Raw genomic sequence first — 19,682 nt, 5'->3', positions numbered from 1 at the left:
GATCGAGTTCCTTGCTTTTCTGTACCTGTTTTCCGCCGGGGATGCGCCTCCTGCATCCTTGTTTCCAGCGACTGTGTCTTCGCCACGATGCCCGTTGCCGCCGCCGGCAATGAACGTCGCCCACTATTCGGAGGGAACCGGTGCCGGCCCATGGAAGCCAGTCCGCGTTGGGTATGTCAGGGCAATACAACACCGTCCGGCGAAAGAGCGCCGGCGCGCCGTCTACCTGCCATGTCTATTTACGCCAGTCCCCTACCGTATCGAAAAAGAGCAAACCATGCCCGTTCGCGGACTTGATCCGCGTCGCAAATCCCGCCAATTTAAGCTGGCTGCGTCAGGCTGGGTTAGGGCCACAGGCCCGTCCCTTTCGATGGATCGACATTACCGAAATCGCTGTGGATAGGGCAAGGCCACGTCTAACGGATTTTTAAGGAATCTGGTTACCTCGGGCGCCTTGGGGCGCCATGCCGTAGCGGCATATTTTGACAAAGCCATTGTGATTCAAACCCTTTTCCGGCGAATATGAAAAAGCCGGCCCGCTTCGAAATATTCTGAAATAATTCGCTTGACAGCCAGTTGTCCTCCCGTCCCTCCGGGGTGCTGTGGACAAGCTGTGGACGACCATGGGTAACTGTCTGAAAAATATCGCTTATTTCTGATAGTTAAGAGTTTTTGAGCCGTCTCTTTTCAAGCATGTCAGCCATCAGCAGGCATGCATGTGCCGGCAAAGCATTTAGGAGTCTGGAATCTGCTTTGGGCGCCGTTTCCGAGCATTCTTTTTAAGTACTTGCCGGCAAACGAAAAAAACCCGGCACGATCGGCCGGGTTTTAAGGAAGCTTAGTCTGTAAAGGCGATATCAGGCCGACAGCACCTTGAGGCGCGCGGCCAGACGCGACACCTTGCGGGACGCGGTGTTCTTGTGGATCACGCCCTTGGTCGCGGCACGCATCAATTCCGGCTCGGCGGCCTTGAAAGCGGCCTGAGCGGCAGCCTTGTCACCGGAGGCGAGAGCCTCCTCGACCTGGCGTACATAGGTGCGCACGCGCGAGCGGCGGTTCTTGTTGATCGCTGCGCGGCGGACGATCTTGCGCGTTGCCTTTTTGGCCGAGGATGTGTTGGCCATGATGCCTCTCTTCTGATCTGGTCGGCGCACGCGGCATGCCGCAGGGCGCAAAAACAAACGGGCAGCCACAGGGCCGCCTCGGTTGGTGCGGCTTATAGTTCAGCTTTTCCGGCGCGTCAACGCTGCCTGGCGTTCTTTTTGGCCGATGCCACAGGGTTTCGATCGCAGGCCGGCTACACTCTACCGATTGGTGAAATTCGGCTTCCGCTTTTCGGCGAAGGCCGCCATGCCTTCCTTCTGGTCTTCGAGCGCGAAAAGCGAGTGGAACAGGCGGCGTTCGAACCGCAATCCCTCGGCCAGCGTCGTCTCATAGGAACGGTTGACGGCTTCCTTCGCCATCATCACCGACGGCAGCGAGAAATCGGCGATCTTGGTCGCCGCCTTGACCGCCTCTTCGACGAGTTCGGCGGCGGGCACGACCCGCGACACCAGGCCTGAGCGCTCGGCTTCCGCGGCATCCATCATCCGCCCGGTCAGGCACATATCCATCGCCTTCGATTTGCCGACGAACCGGGTCAGGCGTTGCGACCCGCCCATGCCGGGAATGACGCCGAGCGTGATTTCGGGCTGGCCGAATTTGGCCGTGTCGGCGGCAATGATGAAGTCGCACATCATGGCCAGCTCGCATCCGCCGCCCAGCGCATAGCCAGCCACTGCCGCAATGATCGGCTTTCGCGTGCGCGTGAACTCTTCCCAACCCGCGAAGAAGTCCTGGCTATAGGCGTCCACATAGGAGATCGCCTGCATCTCCTTGATGTCGGCACCAGCGGCGAAGGCCTTGTCGGAACCGGTAAGAACCATGGCGCCGATGCCAAGATCGGCGCCGAAACCTTTCACGGCTGCGACGAGTTCAGCAAGGATCTGGGAATTCAGAGCATTAAGCGCCTTTGGCCGGTCCAGCGTGATCAGTCCGACCTTGCCGCGCGTCTCGGTGATGATCGTTTCATAGGCCATGCTGCTTCTCCTCACTCGACCCGGTCTAACTCAGCTCTGACACGTCCGGCAATAGAAGGTCGAGCGTCCGCTCTGCACGATACGCTCGATGTGGCCGCCGCAGCCGGGCTTCGGGCAGGGTTCGCCCTCGCGGTCGTACACGGCGAAGGAATGCTGGAAATAGCCCAGCGATCCGTCGGTATGCACGTAGTCGCGCAGCGACGACCCGCCTGCGGCGATGGCATCTGATATGACCGAGCGGATCGCCTCGGCCAGGCGTTCGCTCTGCTCCCTGGCCTTCTTGCCCGGCTTGGCGATGGTGCCCGCCGCACGCAAGGGCGACAGGCCGGCGCGCCAGAGCGCCTCCGACACGTAAATATTGCCAAGCCCCGCGATCAGCTTCTGGTCAAGAAGTGCTGCCTTCAGCGGCGATCCGCGGCCTTTCAGCAAAGAGGCGAGCAGCACGCCGTCCAGCGCGTTGCCCGTGGGCTCGACGCCCAGTCCGGCCAGCATCGGATGCGTCTCCGGCGATCCTTCCGCGAACAGCATGAAACCGAAGCGGCGCGGGTCGTTGAAGATCACGCGGGAACGGGCGCCGTCGGCGGCGACGACATCGAACACGACATGGTCGTGCGTCGTGCTTTTCGAGCGTTCGTGGTGGAACACGCCAGGTGTCTCGCCGTCATCGTCGGTCTCGATGCGAAACGAGCCCGACATGCCGAGATGGCAGATCAGCACCGGGCCGTCCTGCACATGCATGGTCAGATATTTGGCCCGGCGGCCAAGTGCCGTGATCGTCTTGCCGGTCAGCCGTTCCGAAAACCGTTCGGGGAAGGGAAAGCGCAGATCTGGCCGCCGCGCCTCGACCTTGGTCAGACGGGCACCTTCCAGGACCGGCTGCAGACCACGCCGCACCGTTTCGACTTCGGGCAATTCAGGCATGGCCGCCAATCATCGCATGGAAAGAAGTGCCGTGGCGGCCGGGCGCCAGGCCGAGATGTTCGGCGACGGTCTCGCCGATATCGGCGAATGTCGTTCTCAGTCCGATGTCGCCACCTGTCAAACCCGGTCCCATGCCGATCACCGGGATACGTTCACGCGTATGATCGGTCCCTCGCCAGATCGGATCATTGCCATGGTCGGCCGTCAGGATGAGGATGTCGCCCTGCCGCAGTTTTGCAAATGCTTCCGGCAGCCGCCGGTCGAAGGCCTCGAGCGCGGCGGCATAGCCGGCGACATCGCGGCGATGGCCGAATTCGGTGTCGAAATCGACGAAATTGGCGAAAACGAGATCGCCGTCGCCGGCATCATCCATCGCACCGAGCGCCTTGTCGAACATGGCCATGTTGCCGGCGGCCTTGCGCACTTCCGAAACCCCGCGATGGGCGAAGATGTCGCCGATCTTGCCGACGGCTATAACGCGGCTTCCCCGTGCCGTCAGCCGGTCGAGCAAGGTCGGCTCCGGCGGCGGCACGGCATAGTCATGGCGATTGTAGGTCCGCTGGAAGGTGCCGGCGGTCTCGCCGACGAACGGCCGTGCGATCACGCGTCCGATCCTCAGCGGATCAACCAGCCGGCGTACCACCTGACAGAATTCATAAAGCCGCTCCAACCCGAAATGGACTTCATGCGCGGCGATCTGCAGGACCGAGTCGACGGAGGTGTAACAGATCGGCTTGCCGGTGCGGATGTGTTCCTCGCCGAAGCGTTCGATGATCTCGGTACCTGGCGCATGGCAGTTTCCGAGAATGCCTGAAACCTCGCCCTCGCGGATCATCGCCGCGGTCAGATCAGCCGGAAAGGCGGGAACCGTATCCGGGAAATAACCCCAGTCGAAGCGAACCGGCAGGCCTGCGATCTCCCAGTGACCGGAAGGGGTGTCCTTGCCGCTCGAAACTTCCTGCGCCGCGCCATGGAAGGCATTGGCGGCCAGATCCGTTCCGAAATGGGAAAAAGCCGATCCTGTCGCCGTCTCGGATGCCTTGCCGAGCCCGAGCGATGCCATGTGCGGGACAAACAGCGGCCCCTGACGAAGCCGCTCGCGATCCGCACGCCCTTCGGCGCAAGCTTCGGCGATGTGCGCAAGCGTGTTGGCGCCGGCGTCGCCATAGCGTTCAGCATCGGCCGCGCCGCCGACGCCGAAGGAATCCAGGACAAAGAGGAAAGCACGCGCCATCGGGTCATTGTTGCCAGTTTGGACGCCCAGACATAGGGTTCCACGGCGGTATTGGCAATTCGGAAACCAAACGGCAATGGCTGGCGTGGATAGTCCAGTGCATGTCGCCCAAAAGTGCGCAGCGGTTTTCGGGGGAACGACATGCACAAGCTAAGAGTGCATGTAACCCAAAATGCCTGGCGGTTTCTGGGACAACGACATGGACAAACTAATAGTCCATGTCGCCCAAAAGTGTCTGGCGGTTTTGGGGCAACGACGACAGACGTAATCCAAGATAAAAAGTATTGCGGCGCACCGGGCATGGGCATGGATCGAAGAAAACCCAAGGACGGTCTTTTTATGAACGCCGCGCTGAAGGCATGTGCTGGCCTTGTGGTCGTGCACGGCGCGCTCTGGTGTGGTCCGGCGCGGGCCGACTGGCGCGATGATATCGGCACATTTCGCATCGGCATCGTCGCCGAGCCTGGCGCCGGCAACACCGTTCCGGGGCTGGCGCTGTTGACGCAATCCTTTACCAATGCGCTTGGCATGAAGGTGGAGTTCGTCGTCGCGCGCGACTATGCGGCATTGATCGAGGCGCAGGCCAACGCCCGGATCGAGTACGCCATCTATTCGGCAACGGCCTACGCCACGGCGCTGCAGCGTTGCGGATGCATCGAGCCGCTTGTGGCGCCGGTTGATTCCGACGGTGCGGCCGGCATCCGCTCCGTGCTGCTGACCAGGGACGGCAAGCTGTCTGGCCTGGGGGCGATGCAGGCGCACCGGATCGCCATGCCGCCGCCGGACAGTGTCGGGGGCTCGCTTCTGCCGCTGGCGGAGCTGGCCGCCGAGCACGTCAAGATCGCCGAAGACGCCCCCTTTCTGATCCATACGGATTCAGCGTCGGCAGCGGAAAAAATGCTCGTCGACGGCCAGGCCGACGCCTCGTTCGGCTGGGTGAGGGCCGCGGCCGACGGCCAGCCGTTGCTGTCTGGTGGAACGCAGGCAAGGCTCGAAGCGGCCGGCCTTTCGGCGTCGGCTCTCCAGGTCGTGTGGATGTCGGGCCTGCTGAGATATGGTCCCCATGCAGTGCGCAGCGATCTCGACCCGGAAGCCAAGCGCCGGCTGACCGTGTTCCTCACCAACCTCAAATCGACGACGCCGGATGTCTACGATCTCCTGGAATCGAAACACTCTGGCGGCTTTTGACCGCAGCCCCAAAGGATTATGCGGCGGCGGAAGCCATCGCGCGCCTGGTGTCGGCCGACGGTGGGCAGCGGTAAAAGTCTTCAGCAGTCGCTGCAGGGGATGGTCAGGCTTCTGCGCGGGCGCAGATAGTAGGTCTCGCCCATCGGAATCGTCGTGGTGAGGGATTGGGTCAATCCAAGCTTTTGCTGGGTATTCGTCGTCCAGCCGATAATCGGCGCATAGCTAAGATTGCTGTCAACGCGGATGAGGAAGGTACCGGCAACCTTGAGCGTTGCCGGAACCGTGGTGGCCGTGCCTGCGGTGGCCCCGACACTGTAGACGCCGCTGGCGACCTTGCGCGACCACACCACCAGGACCCTGGGCGTCGGATCGGTCGTGACCTGTATTGCGGTGATGGTGATGTTGGGTGTCGAACGGTTGTAGGGTTGAATGGTCGATGTGCCGATTTTCATGATGGCGTCGAGATCCGCCTTGACGATGGTCGGCTGCTGCGTGATGAGATCCGCGACCATGCTGCCGATGCGGCTGACCTTCTTGCTCGTCTCGATGGCCTGCGACGCCTCCATGGTCATGAAGTACATGATCAGCAGGATAGGCACGATAAGAGCGAACTCGACCGCCGCCACACCACGGCGATTGGAGCAGAACCCGACCGCCTTGCTCCAGAGTCCCGCAATTCCCGGATGTGCCCCCGCACGCATCATGCCATTGCCTTTTTTCTTGTTGGTGGTTCCGAACTCAATTGTCGAACGGCTCGTTCTGCCAGGTCACCGACGCAAAATGCAGTGTCCTGCCGCCGCTCAGATTGGCCATCGACCTCGCCATCAGATCGGTCACCACAGGCCATTTGTAGAAGACCCGCAGCATGTTCTTCGATTCCGCCAGGCCAGGCGTGTTTGCAAAAGTCTGTGAGTTCGTGCCTTGCATCAGCACGACATCGCCGTTCTGGATCGTGAAGCTTGCCGAGGCCGCGTCGGCGAAAGTCGGATATTCGCGAAGATCGACGAGCAGCTGTTGCGGGCAATCCGTCGAGACGATGATCTGCAGCTTGCTGCAGATCAGGGTCGTCAATTTGGTCCCCGCCACATCGGCCGGCCTCAACTGGCCCGTGCGCAACTGGCGCGCAATATCGTCGGTGATGTTGGCCATCACCTCCTGGCCGGCAAAAGAGATGCAGCTTTCAAGGATGCCAAAGACAAGAAGCGCGAACGGCAATGCCAGGATTGCGAATTCGATGGCCGTACTGCCACGGCGGTTGCGAACGAAGCGCTTCAAAAACCCGGCGCGCTCCACCTTGTGCTGACCTGTCGAGCCGAATTCGTTGCCCATGCCCTGTTCCTGCCACCCCTGGACGGTTCCGGCAGGTGTATTAGCGCAAACCAATTGAGGTCCGGTGTGAATGATCGTTAAAGTTGGCGCAAACGTCTTAACCAGCCAGTAACCTGGGCGGCGGCTAAGGGGCGTGCAGCCTATTTGCTCGCGCTCATCTCGGCTTCGGAGGATTTTTCGGCCTCGCTCTTGTAGGAGCTTTCGCAATAGGGCGTGCACGACATGGTCTGGACCTCGGCACGCCGGTAAATGCGAACCGTCGAGGCTGCCTGCCGCACGACGGTAACCTGCGCGTCGACGATCGGGCTGCCCTCCTGGTCGAGAACGACGAGATTGGTGACGCCGAATCCCTTGCCGGTGAGCACGACCGTCGAGGCGTCCTGGACGGAGGCATCGGCGATGGCCGGGTTGCCGATGACGATCGTGTCGGCGGGGCGTGACAATTTCACGATCTTGGCCTGATTCATCGTGACCTGGATATCGGCGCCGGCCCTGGCTGGCGTGATCAAGCTCGTGGCGGCAAGAAGCACGGCAACCAGGATTGAGGATCTCAGCACGGCCATCGGGGCGCTCCACGCAAGCAAACTGTTCAACGGAACATGAACGAGATTGGTGAACCAACGGTTAAGTCGGCTTGCCGGCGCCGGATGTAGCGGCCGGCATGGCTGTTCGCATGGCCGGATCCGTGGCCGGGTCGCAAGCTTCCTTAAGCCCTTGCCTTTTGCGGCGTTGGCCTGGGAAACGGCACTTTGGCCCGCGCTTAGCATGGAGTTAACCACGCACTCCGTTGGAGCCGGGAAAGGAATCGGTAAGGCTGTTTATTAAGCCGATCGAAAGAGCTTCTCCCTAGATTGGCAGCATCCGATCAACCATTACAGAAGTTGACGGAAGTGCTGTAACACGTGGAGTAGGAGCTCTCGAATGTCTAACCTTTTTGCACGTTTCGTGAAGGACGAATCCGGCGCGACCGCTATCGAATATGGTCTGATCGCCGCCCTCATCGCGCTCGCCATCATCACCGGCGCCGGCGCCCTTGGCAATGCGATCAACGCCAAGTTCACCTCGATCGGTTCCACGCTGAACTCCAGCGGCAGCTAATCCGCTGTACTGCTGACGATCAGCTTGTTGCTTACAGCAAGGGCCGCCCACTGGCGGCCCTTGCTTCGTTTTTACACGGTTCACAGTCAGTTCTGGTTCCGATTTTTAGAGAACCGCCTCATCAATCGTTAATCGAAAATACCTAGGCTTGGCTCACTGGAATTGAACCTTAGGCGCGACACCGATGCTTGAAGCCCTGATCTTCGTCGTCTTTCCGTTCTGCATGCTGTTTGCCGCGATCTCCGACATGCTGTCGATGACAATTGCCAACCGCGTCTCGGTGCTGCTTGTCGTCGTCTTCGCGCTGGTTGCGCCGCTGACGGGTATGGAATGGGCAGCCTATGGCTGGCATTTCGCCGCCGGCGCTCTGGTCCTTACCGTGACGTTCGGCCTGTTCGCGATGGGTGGCATGGGTGGAGGCGACGCCAAGCTGCTGGCCGCTACGGCCGTGTGGATGGGGTTGAACATCCATCTCGTCGAATACCTCGTTGTCTCGACAATGATCGGCGGCCTGCTGACGCTTGCCATCCTGCTCTACCGGAAGTCGCCGCTGGCGGCTTTTACCGGACGCAATCCATTCCTGCGTCATTTCGCGGACGACACGACCGGGGTTCCCTACGGGATCGCGCTCGGCCTGGGCGGACTGCTGACCTATCCGGACTCGCCTTTGATGGTGTGGGCGCTGGCAAAGCTTGCGAGTTGAGCACGATCTGATTTCCGTTCCCTTGACTGCGTTGCCCGACCCCTTTGAAAGAGCCGTGGTCGGGCTCTTCGCGTCCGTCACGGCGGGATCCAGCTAATTTATGTAAACCTTAAATTAATCACGATCGTAAGCATTGCATTAACCTTGTTTTGACGATTGCCGCTGCAAAGTCCGGCTTGGCTACGTGGTTTGCCAAGGGCGAGGGTTCGGACAGATGCCAGCATCCCGACTTATTATTCTGAGCGTGGCGGTGGCCGCGGCGGGTGGCGCTGGCTATGTCGCAAAAAACATGGTCGCCGCCCCGCCGCCGCAGATCGTTGTCGATTCCGGCCCCCAGGCTCCCGCCGTACCCCTGCAGGACGTGCTTGTGCTCTCGGGCGATGTCGCGATGGGCAACGCGCTCCAGAACAACATCTCCTGGCAATCCTGGCCGGCCGACGGCGTCAATGCGAATTTCATCACCAAGGTCAACGCTCCCGACGCACTGGAGAAATTGAAAGGGTCGATTGCCCGTGTGCCGATGTATGCGGGCGAGCCGGTGCGGCGTTCCAAGCTGATCGGCGAGGGGCAGAGCTTCATGTCGTCCATCCTGCCTTCCGGGATGCGCGCGGTCGCCACAACCATATCAGCCGACACTTCGGCCGGCGGCTTCATCCTTCCAAACGACTTCGTCGACGTCATCATGACGCGAAGGGCCGATGCCAGCAGCGGCGGCACCGGTTTCAACACCGAAACCATCCTCAAGAACATCCGCGTCCTGGCAATCGACCAGACGATCCAGGAGGACGAGGAGGGCAAGAAGACCAGGGTGGGCCAGACCGCCACGCTGGAGCTCACGCCCAAACAGGCGGAGATCATCACCGTCGCCCAGCAGATGGCCGATCGCCTGACCCTGGCGCTGCGGGCGATCACGGACACCCAGGAAAAGAATGTGGACGAGGCCGACTATCTCGTTTCCGGCAATGGCCGCAAGGGAACGGTGAGACTGATCAAGTCGGGTGAAGTTTCCGAAGTAGGGGCAAGGAAATGAGGCTAAGCGGTAAACTGCCGGCAATCATAGCCGCGGCATTCGGCCTGCTGCTCGTCGGAACGAATGTGCAGGGCGTTGTCGAGGCGAAGAGCACGCAGGTGACGGCCACGACCGCCAACCAGCGCGTCAAGCTTGGCCTCAACAAATCGGTGGTCATAGACTTGCCGAGCGATGCCTACGACATTCTTGTCGCCAACCCGACCGTTGCCGATGCGGTGACCCGCACCGCAAGGCGTATCTACCTGTTCGGCAAGGCGGTCGGCGAGACCAACATCTTCGTCTTCGGTCCGAACGGCGAGCAGATCGCCAGCCTGGATCTGGCCGTCGAACGCGACGTCGCCGGCCTGGAGGACTACATCAAGCGCTTCCTTCCGACCTCGGCCGTCAAGGTGGAACTGCTGAACGACAACGTCGTCTTGACCGGGACGGTCGATACGCCGCTGGACGCCAAACGAGCGGTTGACCTGGCGACGATCTTCGTCTCGGGCGGTGAAGCGACGACGGGTCAGTATTCGCAGACCGCTGCCGGCGGCTCGGCCTCGAACGGCGTCGACATCAACAACCCCGACCAGGAACGACGCGTCTCGAAGATCGTCAATCTCCTGCAGATCATCGGTGACGACCAGGTCACGCTGAAAGTGACGGTCGCCGAAGTCAGCCGGTCGGTGATGAAACAGCTTGGTGTCAACATGGTTGGCAGCGGCGGCAGCAACGGCATTAGCTACGGCGCACTCAGTGACCCTTTCACTGGTCTTGGCAAGCCGCTGTCGAACGCGGGCTTAAGCATCGGCAGCTCGGCGCTGCAGGCCTATATCAACGCCATGGAGCAGTCGGGGGTGATGAAGACCTTGGCCGAGCCGACGTTGACTGCCGTGTCCGGGGAGAAGGCGACCTTCAAGGTCGGCGGCGAATACAATATGGTGAGCGGGGTCAGCGCCAACGTATCCACCGACAATCAGACTGGTCTGAAGACCTATACAGTCGACAAGATCGAGTACGGCATCGGCCTGGAATTCCAGCCGGTGGTTCTGTCGCCCGGTCGCATAAGCCTGAAGGTCAGAACCTCGGTTTCCGAACCGACAATCGAGGGGTCCGTGTCGTCATCTACGGACAATAAGAGTATCGGCATGAATGCCCTATCACTGCGCAAGCGTCTTGCCGATACGACCGTCGAACTGCCCTCGGGCGGTTCCATGATGATCGCAGGCCTGGTTCGCGACGATGTCAGGCAAGCCGTCACTGGCTTGCCTGGATTGACGAAGATTCCCGTACTCGGCGCGCTTTTCCGCAGCAGAGACTTCGTGCGCAACGAGACCGAGCTGGTGATCATCATTACGCCTTATCTGGTGAAGCCGGTGGCTCGCAACGATCTCGCCAAGCCGGACGACAATTTCAATCCTCCGAGCGACGGCGCCGGCATGTTCCTAGGCAAGGTCAATCGCGTCTACGGCACCATGCAGACCGACAAGCCCAACGGCCGGTATCACGGCGTTGTCGGCTTCATCTACAAGTGAATGAGGAAGCGGACATGTTTCAGTCAGCGTTGAAGACAAGGACCATCGCCCCGACGATGCGCACCAGCCGTTCGTGGGTCGGCCTGCGGGCGCTGCCGGTCATGGCGGTGGCGGTGACGGCCTTGCTGGCTGGTTGCGCCCAGCGCGACAGCATCACCGTCGGCGCCATCCCGGACGACTATCGCACCAACCATCCGATCGTCATCGCCGAGAAGAACCAGAAGATCGACCTGGCTGTCGGCGCCGGCGACCGCGGCATGACCGGCTCGCAGCGCGACACGCTGCTCGGGTTCCTCGACGGCTATGACAAGAGTGCCGCGCCGACATTGACCATCCAGATCCCGAGCGGATCGGCCAATGAGGTCGCGGCGTCGGCGGCTGGCCGTGATTTCGCCAGGCTCGCGGTCGCCGCCGGCGTCAAGCGCAACCGCATCGTCGTGGTCTCCTATCAGGCTGGATCGAGCGAGACATCGGCGCCGGTTCGCGTCTCCTTTATCGCGGTGAGAGCCCAGACCGACAAATGCGGCCGCTGGCCCGACGATCTGGTCGATACGTCGGAGAACAAGCACTATGCCGATTTCGGCTGCTCCTATCAGAACAATCTCGCCGCCCAGGTTGCGAACCCGTCCGACCTGCTCGGGCCGCGCAAGCAGACCACCATCGACGCGGAAAATCGCGGCGCGGTGATCGATGTCTACCGCAGCCGGGGTATTTCGGATGAATTCCTCGGCAATTCGGAAGTGACGTACTGAGCCGAGCCTCGAGGAAAGAGAAGCCACGGAAAGAGCATGACCATGAGCAACCTCGCCTATGACGCCACCGTGGACGGCGGTGATACATCACCGCAGGACATCGCCGCGATGCAGGCGTTGCGGCCGGTTCCGCGCATCTCGATCCAGGCATTCTGCGAGACCGAGGGCGTTGCCAATCCAGTCGAGCGCGCCGGCGAGGACCGCCGCATGACCAAGGCGCATCTCAAGGTCCATATGGGCGGCGTTCCCACCGCAATCGAGTTCTATCAGTCGGCGCCGACGCCGAACCTGATCCTGCTGGAGTCGCGCAGCGAACCCAAGCAATTGCTGGAGCAGCTCGCTCAGCTCTCGGAGTACTGCGATCCATCCTCGAAAGTGGTGGTGATCGGCCACTATAATGACGTCGGTCTCTACCGCGAACTCATCCGCTCCGGCATCTCGGAATATGTCATCGCGCCGGTGTCGATGGCCGACATCGTCAGTGTCGTGTCGTCGATTTTCGTCGATCCGGAGGCCGAACCGCTCGGCCGTTCGGTCGCCTTTATCGGCGCCAAGGGTGGCGTCGGCTCATCCACCATCGCCCACAATGTCGCCTGGGCAATGTCCTCCCTGTTCAAGTCCGAGGTTGTTGTTGCCGACCTCGACCTCGCCTTCGGCACGGCCAACATCAATTTCGACCAGGACCCGGCACAGGGTATCGCTGAAGCGGTGTTCTCGCCTGAACGCGTCGACGAAGTCTATCTCGACCGGCTGCTGACCCAGTGCGCCGAGCACCTGTCGTTGCTCGCGGCGCCCTCGACGCTGGAGCGCGTCTACGACTTCGATCCCGAAGCCTTTGCGCAACTTGTCGATACCGCGCAGCGCAGCGTGCCGCTTCTGGTGCTGGACGTTCCCCATGTCTGGACGGGCTGGGCCAAGAACACGCTGGTCAAGGCCGACGAGATCGTCATCACGGCGACGCCGGAACTGGCTAATCTGCGCAACACAAAGAACCTGGTCGACATGTTCAAGCGGCTTCGCCCCAACGACCCGCCGCCGAAGCTGATCATCAACCAGGCCGGCGTCCCCAAGCGGCCGGAAATTTCGCCGTCCGATTTCGCCGAGCCGCTCGGCCTGACGCCGATGTCGGTCATCGGCTTTGATCCGTTGCTGTTCGGCAATGCCGCCAACAACGGGCGTATGCTCGGCGAGATGGATGCCAAGAACCCGGTTGTGGCCACGATCAATGAGATTGCTCATGTGCTGACCGGGCGAAGCGAAATCCGGACGAAAAGAAGGCTGGCCTGGGCAGCCTGCTCGGCAAGCTCTCGCGCAACAAGAAGTGACGCTTTGGAACCGGTAGTCGATCATGTTCGGTAAAAGAGGCAACGACGACGGCAACCGGTTCACGCCGGAATTCCGCCAGCCAGCACCGGCGCCGGCCGCCCCGCCGCCCGCGGGTCCGGCGGATACGGCGGTTCTTGCCCGGCCCGCGGCACCGCCGCTGCCAAGCGCACCTGTCGCGCCGCCGGCCCGCCGCGCGGTCGAGGCGCCGCCCATTGCGCCGGAGGCGAAGCGGGGCCGCGAAAAGAGCGAAACCTACTATGACACCAAGAGCCAGGTTTTCTCCGCGCTCATCGACACGATAGACCTGTCGCAGCTCGCCAAGCTCGACCCCGAAACCGCGCGCGAGGAAATTCGCGACATCGTCAACGACATCATCGCGATCAAGAATTTCGCGATGTCCATCGCCGAGCAGGAGGAACTGCTCGAGGATATCTGCAACGACGTGCTTGGCTACGGACCGCTCGAGCCATTGCTCGCCCGCGACGACATCGCCGACATCATGGTCAACGGCTCCAAGAACGTCTACATCGAAGTCAACGGCAAGGTCGAGCAGACCAGCATCCGCTTTCGTGACAACCAGCAGCTGCTCAACATCTGCCAGCGCATCGTCAGCCAGGTCGGCCGCCGTGTCGATGAATCCAGCCCGATCTGCGACGCCCGCCTTCCCGACGGCTCCCGCGTCAACGTCATCGCACCGCCGCTCGCCATCGACGGCACCGCGCTCACCATCCGCAAATTCAAGAAGGACAAGCTGACGCTCGATCAACTGGTCAAGTTCGGCGCCATCTCGCCGCAGGGCGCCGAAGTGCTCAAGATCATCGGCCGTGTCCGCTGCAACATCGTCATTTCGGGCGGCACCGGCTCGGGCAAGACGACACTGCTCAACTGCCTGACCAACTACATCGACCGCGACGAGCGCGTCATCACCTGCGAGGACTCGGCCGAACTGCAACTGCAGCAGCCGCATGTCGTGCGTCTGGAAACCCGCCCGCCCAACCTCGAAGGCGAAGGCGAAGTGACGATGCGCGACCTGGTCAAGAACTGCCTGCGCATGCGGCCCGAGCGCATCATCGTCGGCGAAGTGCGCGGACCCGAAGTGTTCGATCTTCTGCAGGCGATGAACACCGGCCATGACGGCTCGATGGGAACGATCCACTCGAACAGTCCGCGCGAATGCCTGAACCGTATCGAATCCATGATCGCCATGGGCGGTTATTCGCTGCCGCAGAAAACCGTGCGCGAAATCGTCGTCGGCTCCATCGACGTGATCATCCAGGCGGCGCGTCTGCGCGACGGATCGCGCCGCATCACCCACATCACCGAGGTCATCGGGATGGAAGGCGACGTCATCATCACCCAGGATATCGTCCTCTACAACATCAAGGGCGAGGACGCCAACGGCAGGCTGCTGGGCGAGCACGTCTCGACCGGCATCGGCCGCCCGCATTTCTGGGATCGGGCTCGTTACTATGGCGAGGAACAGCGCCTTGCCACCGCGCTCGAGGCGATGGAGAAACGTGCTGACTGAGGTATCCGCAGGTGTGAAGGTTCTGGTCGATGTTTGGAATTGACGGCACCGTATTGGCGTTTGTCGTGCTCGCCGGTTTCAGCGCCGGCGCGGTCGCCTATGCATTCTTGGCCAAGCAGATCAGCAATGAGAAACAGGCCGGCAAGCGGCTTGAGACGATCAAGGCCGCCGAGACGGATCGCTCCATCGTCAAGGCCACGCGCGACCGCGCGGCGGACGCGGCCAAGCGCCGCAAATCGGTGCAGGATTCGCTGAAGGAACTCGACGAGAAGCAGAAAACCAAGGACAACGCCGTCAAGAAGCCGCCGCTGAAGGCCCAGCTTCGCCAGGCCGGCATGAAGGTTTCGGTCGAACGTTTCTACATCTACTCGGCCATATGCGGCCTCGCGCTGGTGGTGGTCGCCTTCATGGCCGGCGCGCCGATGCTTGTTTTGCCCGGTGTGCTGTTGGCTGGCGCACTCGGCCTGCCGCGCTGGTTCGTCTCGTTTCGCCGCGCGCGCCGGGTCAAGGCATTCCTCAACGAATTTCCAAACGCCCTCGACATTATCGTGCGCGCGGTCAAGTCCGGCCTGCCGCTGAACGACGCCATACGCCTGATTGCCAACGAATCCCCCGAGCCGGTGAAGGCCGAGTTCCGACGCATCGTCGATTCGCAGCAGATGGGACTGTCGATCCCCGATGCGACCTTGCGCATGCCCGAAACCATGCCGTGCACCGAGGCAAGTTTCTTCGGCATCGTCATCCAGATCCAGTCGCAGGCCGGCGGCAATCTGTCCGAGGCGCTGGGCAATCTTTCGCGCGTGCTTCGTGACCGTAAGAAGATGAAAGCCAAGGTTCAGGCGCTGTCCATGGAGGCGAAGGCGTCGGCCGCCATCATCGGCGCGCTGCCCTTCATCGTCGCCTTCCTGGTCTACCTTTCGAGCCCGCTCTACCTGATGCCGCTGTTCAACACCAGTGTCGGCAATCTGATCCTCGGCGTTTCCGCCATCTGGATGTCGATTGGCATCTTCGTAATGCGCAAGATGATGAACTTTGATGTCTAGGGCCGTGACATGAGCGAACAAGTCATCAAGTCACTGACGGATCCCAGCCTCCTGATCGCGCTGTTGGTGGCCATCGCCGTGTTCGCGACCGTCTTCACGCTGCTGCCGGCGCTTGGCGGCAACCAGCTCAAGGCTCGCATGAAGTCGGTCGCGCTGGAGCGCGATGAGCTTCGCGCCAAGCAGCGCGCGCGGCTGGCCAGCGAGGCCGATCGCCGCCGCAAGGGCCTGCGCGAGCAACAGTCGGAAGGCATGCGCAACATCGTCGACCGGCTCGACCTGCGGCGCGCGCTGGCCGACGAGAACACCTTGCAGAAGCTCAAGGTGGCCGGCTTCCGGGGACAGAACCCGCTGACGCGTTTTCTCTTCTTCCGCCTCGTGCTGCCTTTTGTCGGCTTCGCGCTGGCTCTGGTCTACATGTTCGTGCTCGGAGGATTGCCGGACAAACCATTGGTGGTCCGGCTGTTCGTCTGCGTCCTCGTTGCCTATGGCGGATTCTACACGCCGGTCCTCTATGTCAACAACCGCGCCACCAAGCGCAAGCAGTCGATCCAGATGGCCTGGCCGGATGCCCTCGACCTGATGCTGATCTGCGTGGAATCAGGCATGTCGGTGGAGGCGGCGCTGCGCAAGGTCGCCGATGAGATCGGCGCGCAGTCGGTAGCTCTGGCGGAAGAATTCATCCTGACCAATGCCGAGCTCTCCTATCTGCAGGAGCGCAAGCAAGCCTATGAGAATCTAGCGAGCCGTACCGGCCTGGAATCGGTCAAATCGGTGTCGCAGGCGCTCGTCCAGGCCGAGCGCTACGGTACGCCGGTGGCGCACGCGCTACGCGTGCTTGCCGCCGAAAGCCGTGACATGCGCATGAACGCCGCCGAGAAGAAGGCCGCCGCCTTGCCGCCCAAGCTCACCGTGCCGATGATCCTGTTCTTCCTGCCGGTGCTTTTCGCCATCATCCTCGGCCCCGCCGGCATCCAGGTCAGCCAGCGCGGCATCTTCGGCGATCATTCCGGGGCGGCAGCGTCAGCCACCCAGTAAAGGCACGGCAATCCTTGCGCAAATACGAAAGCCGCGCTGCATGCAGCGCGGCTTTCAACGTCTGGGTTTTGTCTTGGCGCAATTCCGGACGGAAAACCGTTACACACTTTTCCTGGAATTGCTCTGTTGGCGAAATCGCTGCGTCAGTTGGTTGCCGGCTTCGACTTGTCCTGATCCTTGAGCTGGCTCCAGGCATTCTGCTGGGCCAGCATCTGCCTGAGATAGGCGACATTGGCCTGTGCCTGTTCGGGCGAGAGTTCCTGCGAGGCGATCTTCTCGGCCTCGTCGAAGCGGCCCTGCAGGCCGACGACCAGCGCCAGATTCTGGCGTACACGGCTGTCGGCGCCGGGCTGCTGCGCGGCCGAACGCATATAGGTTTCGGCGGTGCGCAGATCCCCTTCCAGCACATAGGACATGCCGAGATTGGAGAGAACCGAAGGTTCATTCGGCTTGAGTTCGAGGGCCTTGCGGTAGAGCTGGCGCGCCTCGTCCTTCTGGCCGATCTGATCAAGGATGGCGGCTTCCGCCGACACCAGCTTCCAGTCGGGATATTCCGGCGTCTGGGCGCGGCGTACGGCATCGAGCGCGGCCTCGAACTGGCCATTGGCGGCCAGCGCCTTGCCATAGGCGGCGAGCACGTCACGGTCCTTGGGGTAGGCGATCGCCAGCTTGCGCATCACGGCAAGCGACTGGTCGGCATCGCCGTCCATCTGCAGCGCGGCCGCGAAGTTGGTCGCTATACGCTTGTCGTTGGGGTTCTTGGCGTAGGACTGGCCAAGGGCGGCGGTGGCATTGTGCACTTCTCCCGCCGACATCGTCTCCAGCGGCTTGCCGCCGCTGCGGCCGATCGAGCCCGTGGTCATCCTGCTGGTTCCGCACCCGCCGACACCCGCCGCGAGCGCCAGCATGAGGGCCGTGGTGACGAGCCGTTTTCCCCTGGCATTCACTGTGCGGTTGGTCGGCATGACACCCTAGGCCTCCATTCATACGCGCGGCCATTGCGTGGCCATCTTCCCTCCCGCAGAAATATTCTGTTAACCCTAACGGAGAGTTAAGAAACGCCGACTCGGGGCCCGGGTCGGCAGGAGAACATCGAATGCCTGTCGAACTCGTCGAGACGAAATTGCAAGGTGCACTGCCGGTGCATCTGGTGCCCCGTGACGGACTGGAGGCCGCCGGCCTTGCGCCATCGACCATCGCATGGGCCAAGGCCAACGGGTTTTCCGGCGAGGCAGGCAGGACGCTGGCCGTGCCCGGCGAAAGCGGCGCGCTTGCTGGCGCACTGTTCGGTCTTGGCGACGGTGAGGGCGCGCTCGCGCTCGGCGCACTGTCGAAAGCCCTGCCGGAAGGCGACTGGCATTTCGCCTCGACGCCGGCCGAGCCGGAACTCGCGGCAATCGCGATTGCGCTCGGCGCCTATATCTTTACCCGTTACGGCAAGAAGTCAGGCAAGGCGCTGCGCTTTGACCTGCCGGCCGGTGTCGACGCGTCGCGCGTTCGCCGCGTCGCCGAGGGCGTCTTCCTGGCCCGTGATCTGGTCAACACACCGACCAGCGATATGGGACCGGATGATCTGGAGAAGGCGGTGCGCACCCTGGCCGCGGCGCACAGGGCCGAAGTCTCCGTCATCAAGGGCGACGAGCTGCTGACGCGGAATTTCCCGATGATCCACGCCGTCGGCCGGGCATCTGTCGGCGCGCCGCGGCTGATCGATATGATTTGGGGGCGAGAGGACGCGCCGAAGGTGACGCTGGTCGGCAAGGGCGTCTGCTTCGACACCGGCGGTCTCGACATCAAGCCCTCATCCGGCATGCTGTTGATGAAGAAGGACATGGGCGGCGCGGCCAATGTGCTTGGCTTGGCCTCGATGATCATGGCTGCCGGGCTGAACGTGCGGTTGCGCGTGCTGATCCCCCGCGGTCGAGAATTCGATCGCCGGCAATGCTTTTCGGCCCGGTGACGTGCTGACAAGCCGCAAGGGCATCACGGTCGAGATCGGCAACACGGACGCCGAAGGCAGGCTCGTGCTCGGCGATGCGCTGGCGCTGGCCGACGACGAGGAGCCGCAGCTGCTGGTCGACATGGCGACGCTGACCGGAGCCGCCCGTGTCGCGCTTGGCCCCGATCTGCCGCCGTTCTACACCGGTGACGAGGCGCTGGCTTCTGAGCTGGCGGCGTCATCGCTGGCGGTCGAGGATCCACTGTGGCGCATGCCGCTTTGGCGGCCTTACGATGCGAAACTGTCGTCAAAGATCGCCGATATCAACAATGTCACCACGGACGGTTTCGCCGGTTCGATCACCGCGGCGCTGTTCCTCAAGCGCTTTGTCGAGAAGACGACGGGCTGGGCGCATTTCGACATCTTCGCCTGGAACCCCGCCGATCGTCCGCACGGCCCCGCTGGCGGCGAGGCGCAAGGGATTCGGGCTCTGGAACGGATCATTTCCAGGCGTTTCGGCTGAAGTCGGTCAACAGAGCCGGCAAATTGCTGAGACTGAAACGGAACCGAAACAATTTGCCGTCATTCTGGCGCGATGTCGATTGCGATGCGCCCGAGCCAGGCCTTGCGACTGTGGCAGCAAGTGATGCTGTCGCAGGTGCGCGACGACGCGCCCGACCTGACGATGCGCCAGACGGCGATCCTGTTCACCATCTATCTCGATCCGCCGCCGCACACCGTGCGCGGGCTCGCCGCCCGCCTCAACGTCACCAAGCCGGTCATCACCCGCGCGCTCGACACGATGGGCGCACTGAAACTGGTGTCGCGCCATCGCGACGAACTCGACAAGCGCAATGTGCTGATCAAGCGCACGGTCGAGGGCGCGCTCTTTGTCGAGCGCTTCGGCGATGGTATCATCGCCAGGGCCCATGAACTGCCCATCTGACCACTAGCATTTGACCGG

General features: G+C 62.1%; 17 protein-coding genes and 3 pseudogenes. 12 read left to right on the top strand and 8 right to left on the bottom strand.

The features are described 5' to 3' along the window. Positions 1-857: 857 nt before the first annotated feature. From rpsT to AC0V8S_RS35335, 4 genes are all read right to left on the bottom strand, one after another. Positions 858-1,124 carry a 30S ribosomal protein S20 gene (rpsT, locus tag AC0V8S_RS35350; RefSeq protein ID WP_095198364.1) on the bottom strand — a complete coding sequence of 89 codons (267 nt, stop codon included), beginning with the start codon at positions 1,122-1,124 and terminating at the stop codon, positions 858-860. Positions 1,125-1,304: 180 nt separating this feature from the next. After that, on the bottom strand, positions 1,305-2,078 hold the full coding sequence (locus AC0V8S_RS35345; RefSeq protein ID WP_475436278.1) for an enoyl-CoA hydratase: 774 nt from the start codon (positions 2,076-2,078) through the stop codon (positions 1,305-1,307). A 30-nt stretch (positions 2,079-2,108) separates the two neighbouring features. Beyond that, the gene (gene mutM, locus AC0V8S_RS35340) at positions 2,109-2,999 is read right to left on the bottom strand and encodes a bifunctional DNA-formamidopyrimidine glycosylase/DNA-(apurinic or apyrimidinic site) lyase (RefSeq protein WP_183456095.1); all 891 of its coding nucleotides are present in this window, start codon (positions 2,997-2,999) and stop codon (positions 2,109-2,111) included. After that, positions 2,992-4,233 (bottom strand): phosphopentomutase, encoded by a 1,242-nt coding sequence (locus AC0V8S_RS35335; RefSeq protein WP_475436276.1) that lies wholly within the window; start codon positions 4,231-4,233, stop codon positions 2,992-2,994. Before AC0V8S_RS35335 ends, mutM begins: the two co-directional genes overlap by 8 nt. Positions 4,234-4,572: 339 nt before the next feature. On the opposite strand from AC0V8S_RS35335, the pseudogene AC0V8S_RS35330 reads away from it, so the two are divergent. Then, positions 4,573-5,495 (top strand): annotated as a pseudogene (locus tag AC0V8S_RS35330) (phosphate/phosphite/phosphonate ABC transporter substrate-binding protein). 6 nt (positions 5,496-5,501) lie between these two features. Here AC0V8S_RS35330 and AC0V8S_RS35325 read toward each other — a convergent pair. From AC0V8S_RS35325 to AC0V8S_RS35315, 3 genes are all read right to left on the bottom strand, one after another. After that, a complete protein-coding gene (locus AC0V8S_RS35325) occupies positions 5,502-6,125 on the bottom strand; it encodes a TadE/TadG family type IV pilus assembly protein (protein ID WP_475436273.1) in 624 nt (207 codons plus the stop codon). 34 nt (positions 6,126-6,159) lie between these two features. Continuing rightward, on the bottom strand, positions 6,160-6,750 hold the full coding sequence (locus AC0V8S_RS35320) for a TadE/TadG family type IV pilus assembly protein (RefSeq protein ID WP_475436270.1): 591 nt from the start codon (positions 6,748-6,750) through the stop codon (positions 6,160-6,162). Positions 6,751-6,890: 140 nt separating this feature from the next. Next, positions 6,891-7,313: a pilus assembly protein N-terminal domain-containing protein gene (locus tag AC0V8S_RS35315; protein ID WP_183456106.1), complete on the bottom strand. Its 423-nt coding sequence runs from the start codon at positions 7,311-7,313 to the stop codon at positions 6,891-6,893. Between the two features lie 358 nt (positions 7,314-7,671). Between AC0V8S_RS35315 and AC0V8S_RS35310 the strand changes: the two genes are divergently transcribed. The 9 genes and pseudogenes from AC0V8S_RS35310 to AC0V8S_RS35270 all read left to right on the top strand — a co-directional run bounded on the left by AC0V8S_RS35310 (position 7,672) and on the right by AC0V8S_RS35270 (position 16,779). Further along, entirely contained in the window at positions 7,672-7,848 is a 177-nt protein-coding gene (locus AC0V8S_RS35310) for a Flp family type IVb pilin (protein WP_056569967.1), read from the top strand. A gap of 184 nt (positions 7,849-8,032) precedes the next feature. Next, a complete protein-coding gene (locus AC0V8S_RS35305; protein ID WP_475436267.1) occupies positions 8,033-8,551 on the top strand; it encodes an A24 family peptidase in 519 nt (172 codons plus the stop codon). Positions 8,552-8,765: 214 nt separating this feature from the next. Next, positions 8,766-9,581: a Flp pilus assembly protein CpaB gene (cpaB, locus tag AC0V8S_RS35300; RefSeq protein ID WP_475436265.1), complete on the top strand. Its 816-nt coding sequence runs from the start codon at positions 8,766-8,768 to the stop codon at positions 9,579-9,581. Then, on the top strand, positions 9,578-11,095 hold the full coding sequence (locus AC0V8S_RS35295; protein ID WP_475436262.1) for a type II and III secretion system protein family protein: 1,518 nt from the start codon (positions 9,578-9,580) through the stop codon (positions 11,093-11,095). The genes cpaB and AC0V8S_RS35295 overlap by 4 nt, the downstream gene beginning before the upstream one ends. A gap of 14 nt (positions 11,096-11,109) precedes the next feature. Beyond that, positions 11,110-11,847 (top strand): CpaD family pilus assembly protein, encoded by a 738-nt coding sequence (locus AC0V8S_RS35290; RefSeq protein WP_475436259.1) that lies wholly within the window; start codon positions 11,110-11,112, stop codon positions 11,845-11,847. Positions 11,848-11,889: 42 nt separating this feature from the next. Then, a pseudogene (locus AC0V8S_RS35285) lies at positions 11,890-13,172 on the top strand (CpaE/TadZ family protein). Positions 13,173-13,195: 23 nt separating this feature from the next. After that, positions 13,196-14,701 carry a CpaF family protein gene (locus AC0V8S_RS35280; protein WP_475436257.1) on the top strand — a complete coding sequence of 502 codons (1,506 nt, stop codon included), beginning with the start codon at positions 13,196-13,198 and terminating at the stop codon, positions 14,699-14,701. A gap of 29 nt (positions 14,702-14,730) precedes the next feature. Next, positions 14,731-15,744: a type II secretion system F family protein gene (locus tag AC0V8S_RS35275; protein ID WP_183456119.1), complete on the top strand. Its 1,014-nt coding sequence runs from the start codon at positions 14,731-14,733 to the stop codon at positions 15,742-15,744. A 9-nt stretch (positions 15,745-15,753) separates the two neighbouring features. Further along, positions 15,754-16,779 (top strand): type II secretion system F family protein, encoded by a 1,026-nt coding sequence (locus tag AC0V8S_RS35270; protein WP_183456121.1) that lies wholly within the window; start codon positions 15,754-15,756, stop codon positions 16,777-16,779. Between the two features lie 143 nt (positions 16,780-16,922). Here AC0V8S_RS35270 and AC0V8S_RS35265 read toward each other — a convergent pair whose 3' ends face one another. Further along, positions 16,923-17,744: a tetratricopeptide repeat protein gene (locus AC0V8S_RS35265; RefSeq protein WP_475436254.1), complete on the bottom strand. Its 822-nt coding sequence runs from the start codon at positions 17,742-17,744 to the stop codon at positions 16,923-16,925. A 131-nt stretch (positions 17,745-17,875) separates the two neighbouring features. On the opposite strand from AC0V8S_RS35265, the pseudogene AC0V8S_RS35260 reads away from it, so the two are divergent. Then, positions 17,876-19,241: pseudogene (locus tag AC0V8S_RS35260) on the top strand (leucyl aminopeptidase family protein). A 72-nt stretch (positions 19,242-19,313) separates the two neighbouring features. Then, positions 19,314-19,664: a MarR family winged helix-turn-helix transcriptional regulator gene (locus AC0V8S_RS35255; RefSeq protein ID WP_010913361.1), complete on the top strand. Its 351-nt coding sequence runs from the start codon at positions 19,314-19,316 to the stop codon at positions 19,662-19,664. Positions 19,665-19,682 lie beyond the last annotated feature (18 nt).

It is taken from the genome of Mesorhizobium oxytropidicola, from assembly GCF_056174625.1.
Note: the sequence above shows the minus strand (reverse complement) of the source record. Positions and strands in the feature narration are given on the sequence as shown.

What these genes read in the sequence shown, in the direction of transcription:
- rpsT (WP_095198364.1), bottom strand. Translation starts at nt 1,124, where the DNA reads ATGGCCAACACATCCTCGGCCAAAAAGGCAACGCGCAAGATCGTCCGC.
- AC0V8S_RS35345 (WP_475436278.1), bottom strand. Translation starts at nt 2,078, where the DNA reads ATGGCCTATGAAACGATCATCACCGAGACGCGCGGCAAGGTCGGACTG.
- mutM (WP_183456095.1), bottom strand. Translation starts at nt 2,999, where the DNA reads ATGCCTGAATTGCCCGAAGTCGAAACGGTGCGGCGTGGTCTGCAGCCG.
- AC0V8S_RS35335 (WP_475436276.1), bottom strand. Translation starts at nt 4,233, where the DNA reads ATGGCGCGTGCTTTCCTCTTTGTCCTGGATTCCTTCGGCGTCGGCGGC.
- AC0V8S_RS35325 (WP_475436273.1), bottom strand. Translation starts at nt 6,125, where the DNA reads ATGATGCGTGCGGGGGCACATCCGGGAATTGCGGGACTCTGGAGCAAG.
- AC0V8S_RS35320 (WP_475436270.1), bottom strand. Translation starts at nt 6,750, where the DNA reads ATGGGCAACGAATTCGGCTCGACAGGTCAGCACAAGGTGGAGCGCGCC.
- AC0V8S_RS35315 (WP_183456106.1), bottom strand. Translation starts at nt 7,313, where the DNA reads ATGGCCGTGCTGAGATCCTCAATCCTGGTTGCCGTGCTTCTTGCCGCC.
- AC0V8S_RS35310 (WP_056569967.1), top strand. Translation starts at nt 7,672, where the DNA reads ATGTCTAACCTTTTTGCACGTTTCGTGAAGGACGAATCCGGCGCGACC.
- AC0V8S_RS35305 (WP_475436267.1), top strand. Translation starts at nt 8,033, where the DNA reads ATGCTTGAAGCCCTGATCTTCGTCGTCTTTCCGTTCTGCATGCTGTTT.
- cpaB (WP_475436265.1), top strand. Translation starts at nt 8,766, where the DNA reads ATGCCAGCATCCCGACTTATTATTCTGAGCGTGGCGGTGGCCGCGGCG.
- AC0V8S_RS35295 (WP_475436262.1), top strand. Translation starts at nt 9,578, where the DNA reads ATGAGGCTAAGCGGTAAACTGCCGGCAATCATAGCCGCGGCATTCGGC.
- AC0V8S_RS35290 (WP_475436259.1), top strand. Translation starts at nt 11,110, where the DNA reads ATGTTTCAGTCAGCGTTGAAGACAAGGACCATCGCCCCGACGATGCGC.
- AC0V8S_RS35280 (WP_475436257.1), top strand. Translation starts at nt 13,196, where the DNA reads ATGTTCGGTAAAAGAGGCAACGACGACGGCAACCGGTTCACGCCGGAA.
- AC0V8S_RS35275 (WP_183456119.1), top strand. Translation starts at nt 14,731, where the DNA reads ATGTTTGGAATTGACGGCACCGTATTGGCGTTTGTCGTGCTCGCCGGT.
- AC0V8S_RS35270 (WP_183456121.1), top strand. Translation starts at nt 15,754, where the DNA reads ATGAGCGAACAAGTCATCAAGTCACTGACGGATCCCAGCCTCCTGATC.
- AC0V8S_RS35265 (WP_475436254.1), bottom strand. Translation starts at nt 17,744, where the DNA reads ATGCCGACCAACCGCACAGTGAATGCCAGGGGAAAACGGCTCGTCACC.
- AC0V8S_RS35255 (WP_010913361.1), top strand. Translation starts at nt 19,314, where the DNA reads ATGTCGATTGCGATGCGCCCGAGCCAGGCCTTGCGACTGTGGCAGCAA.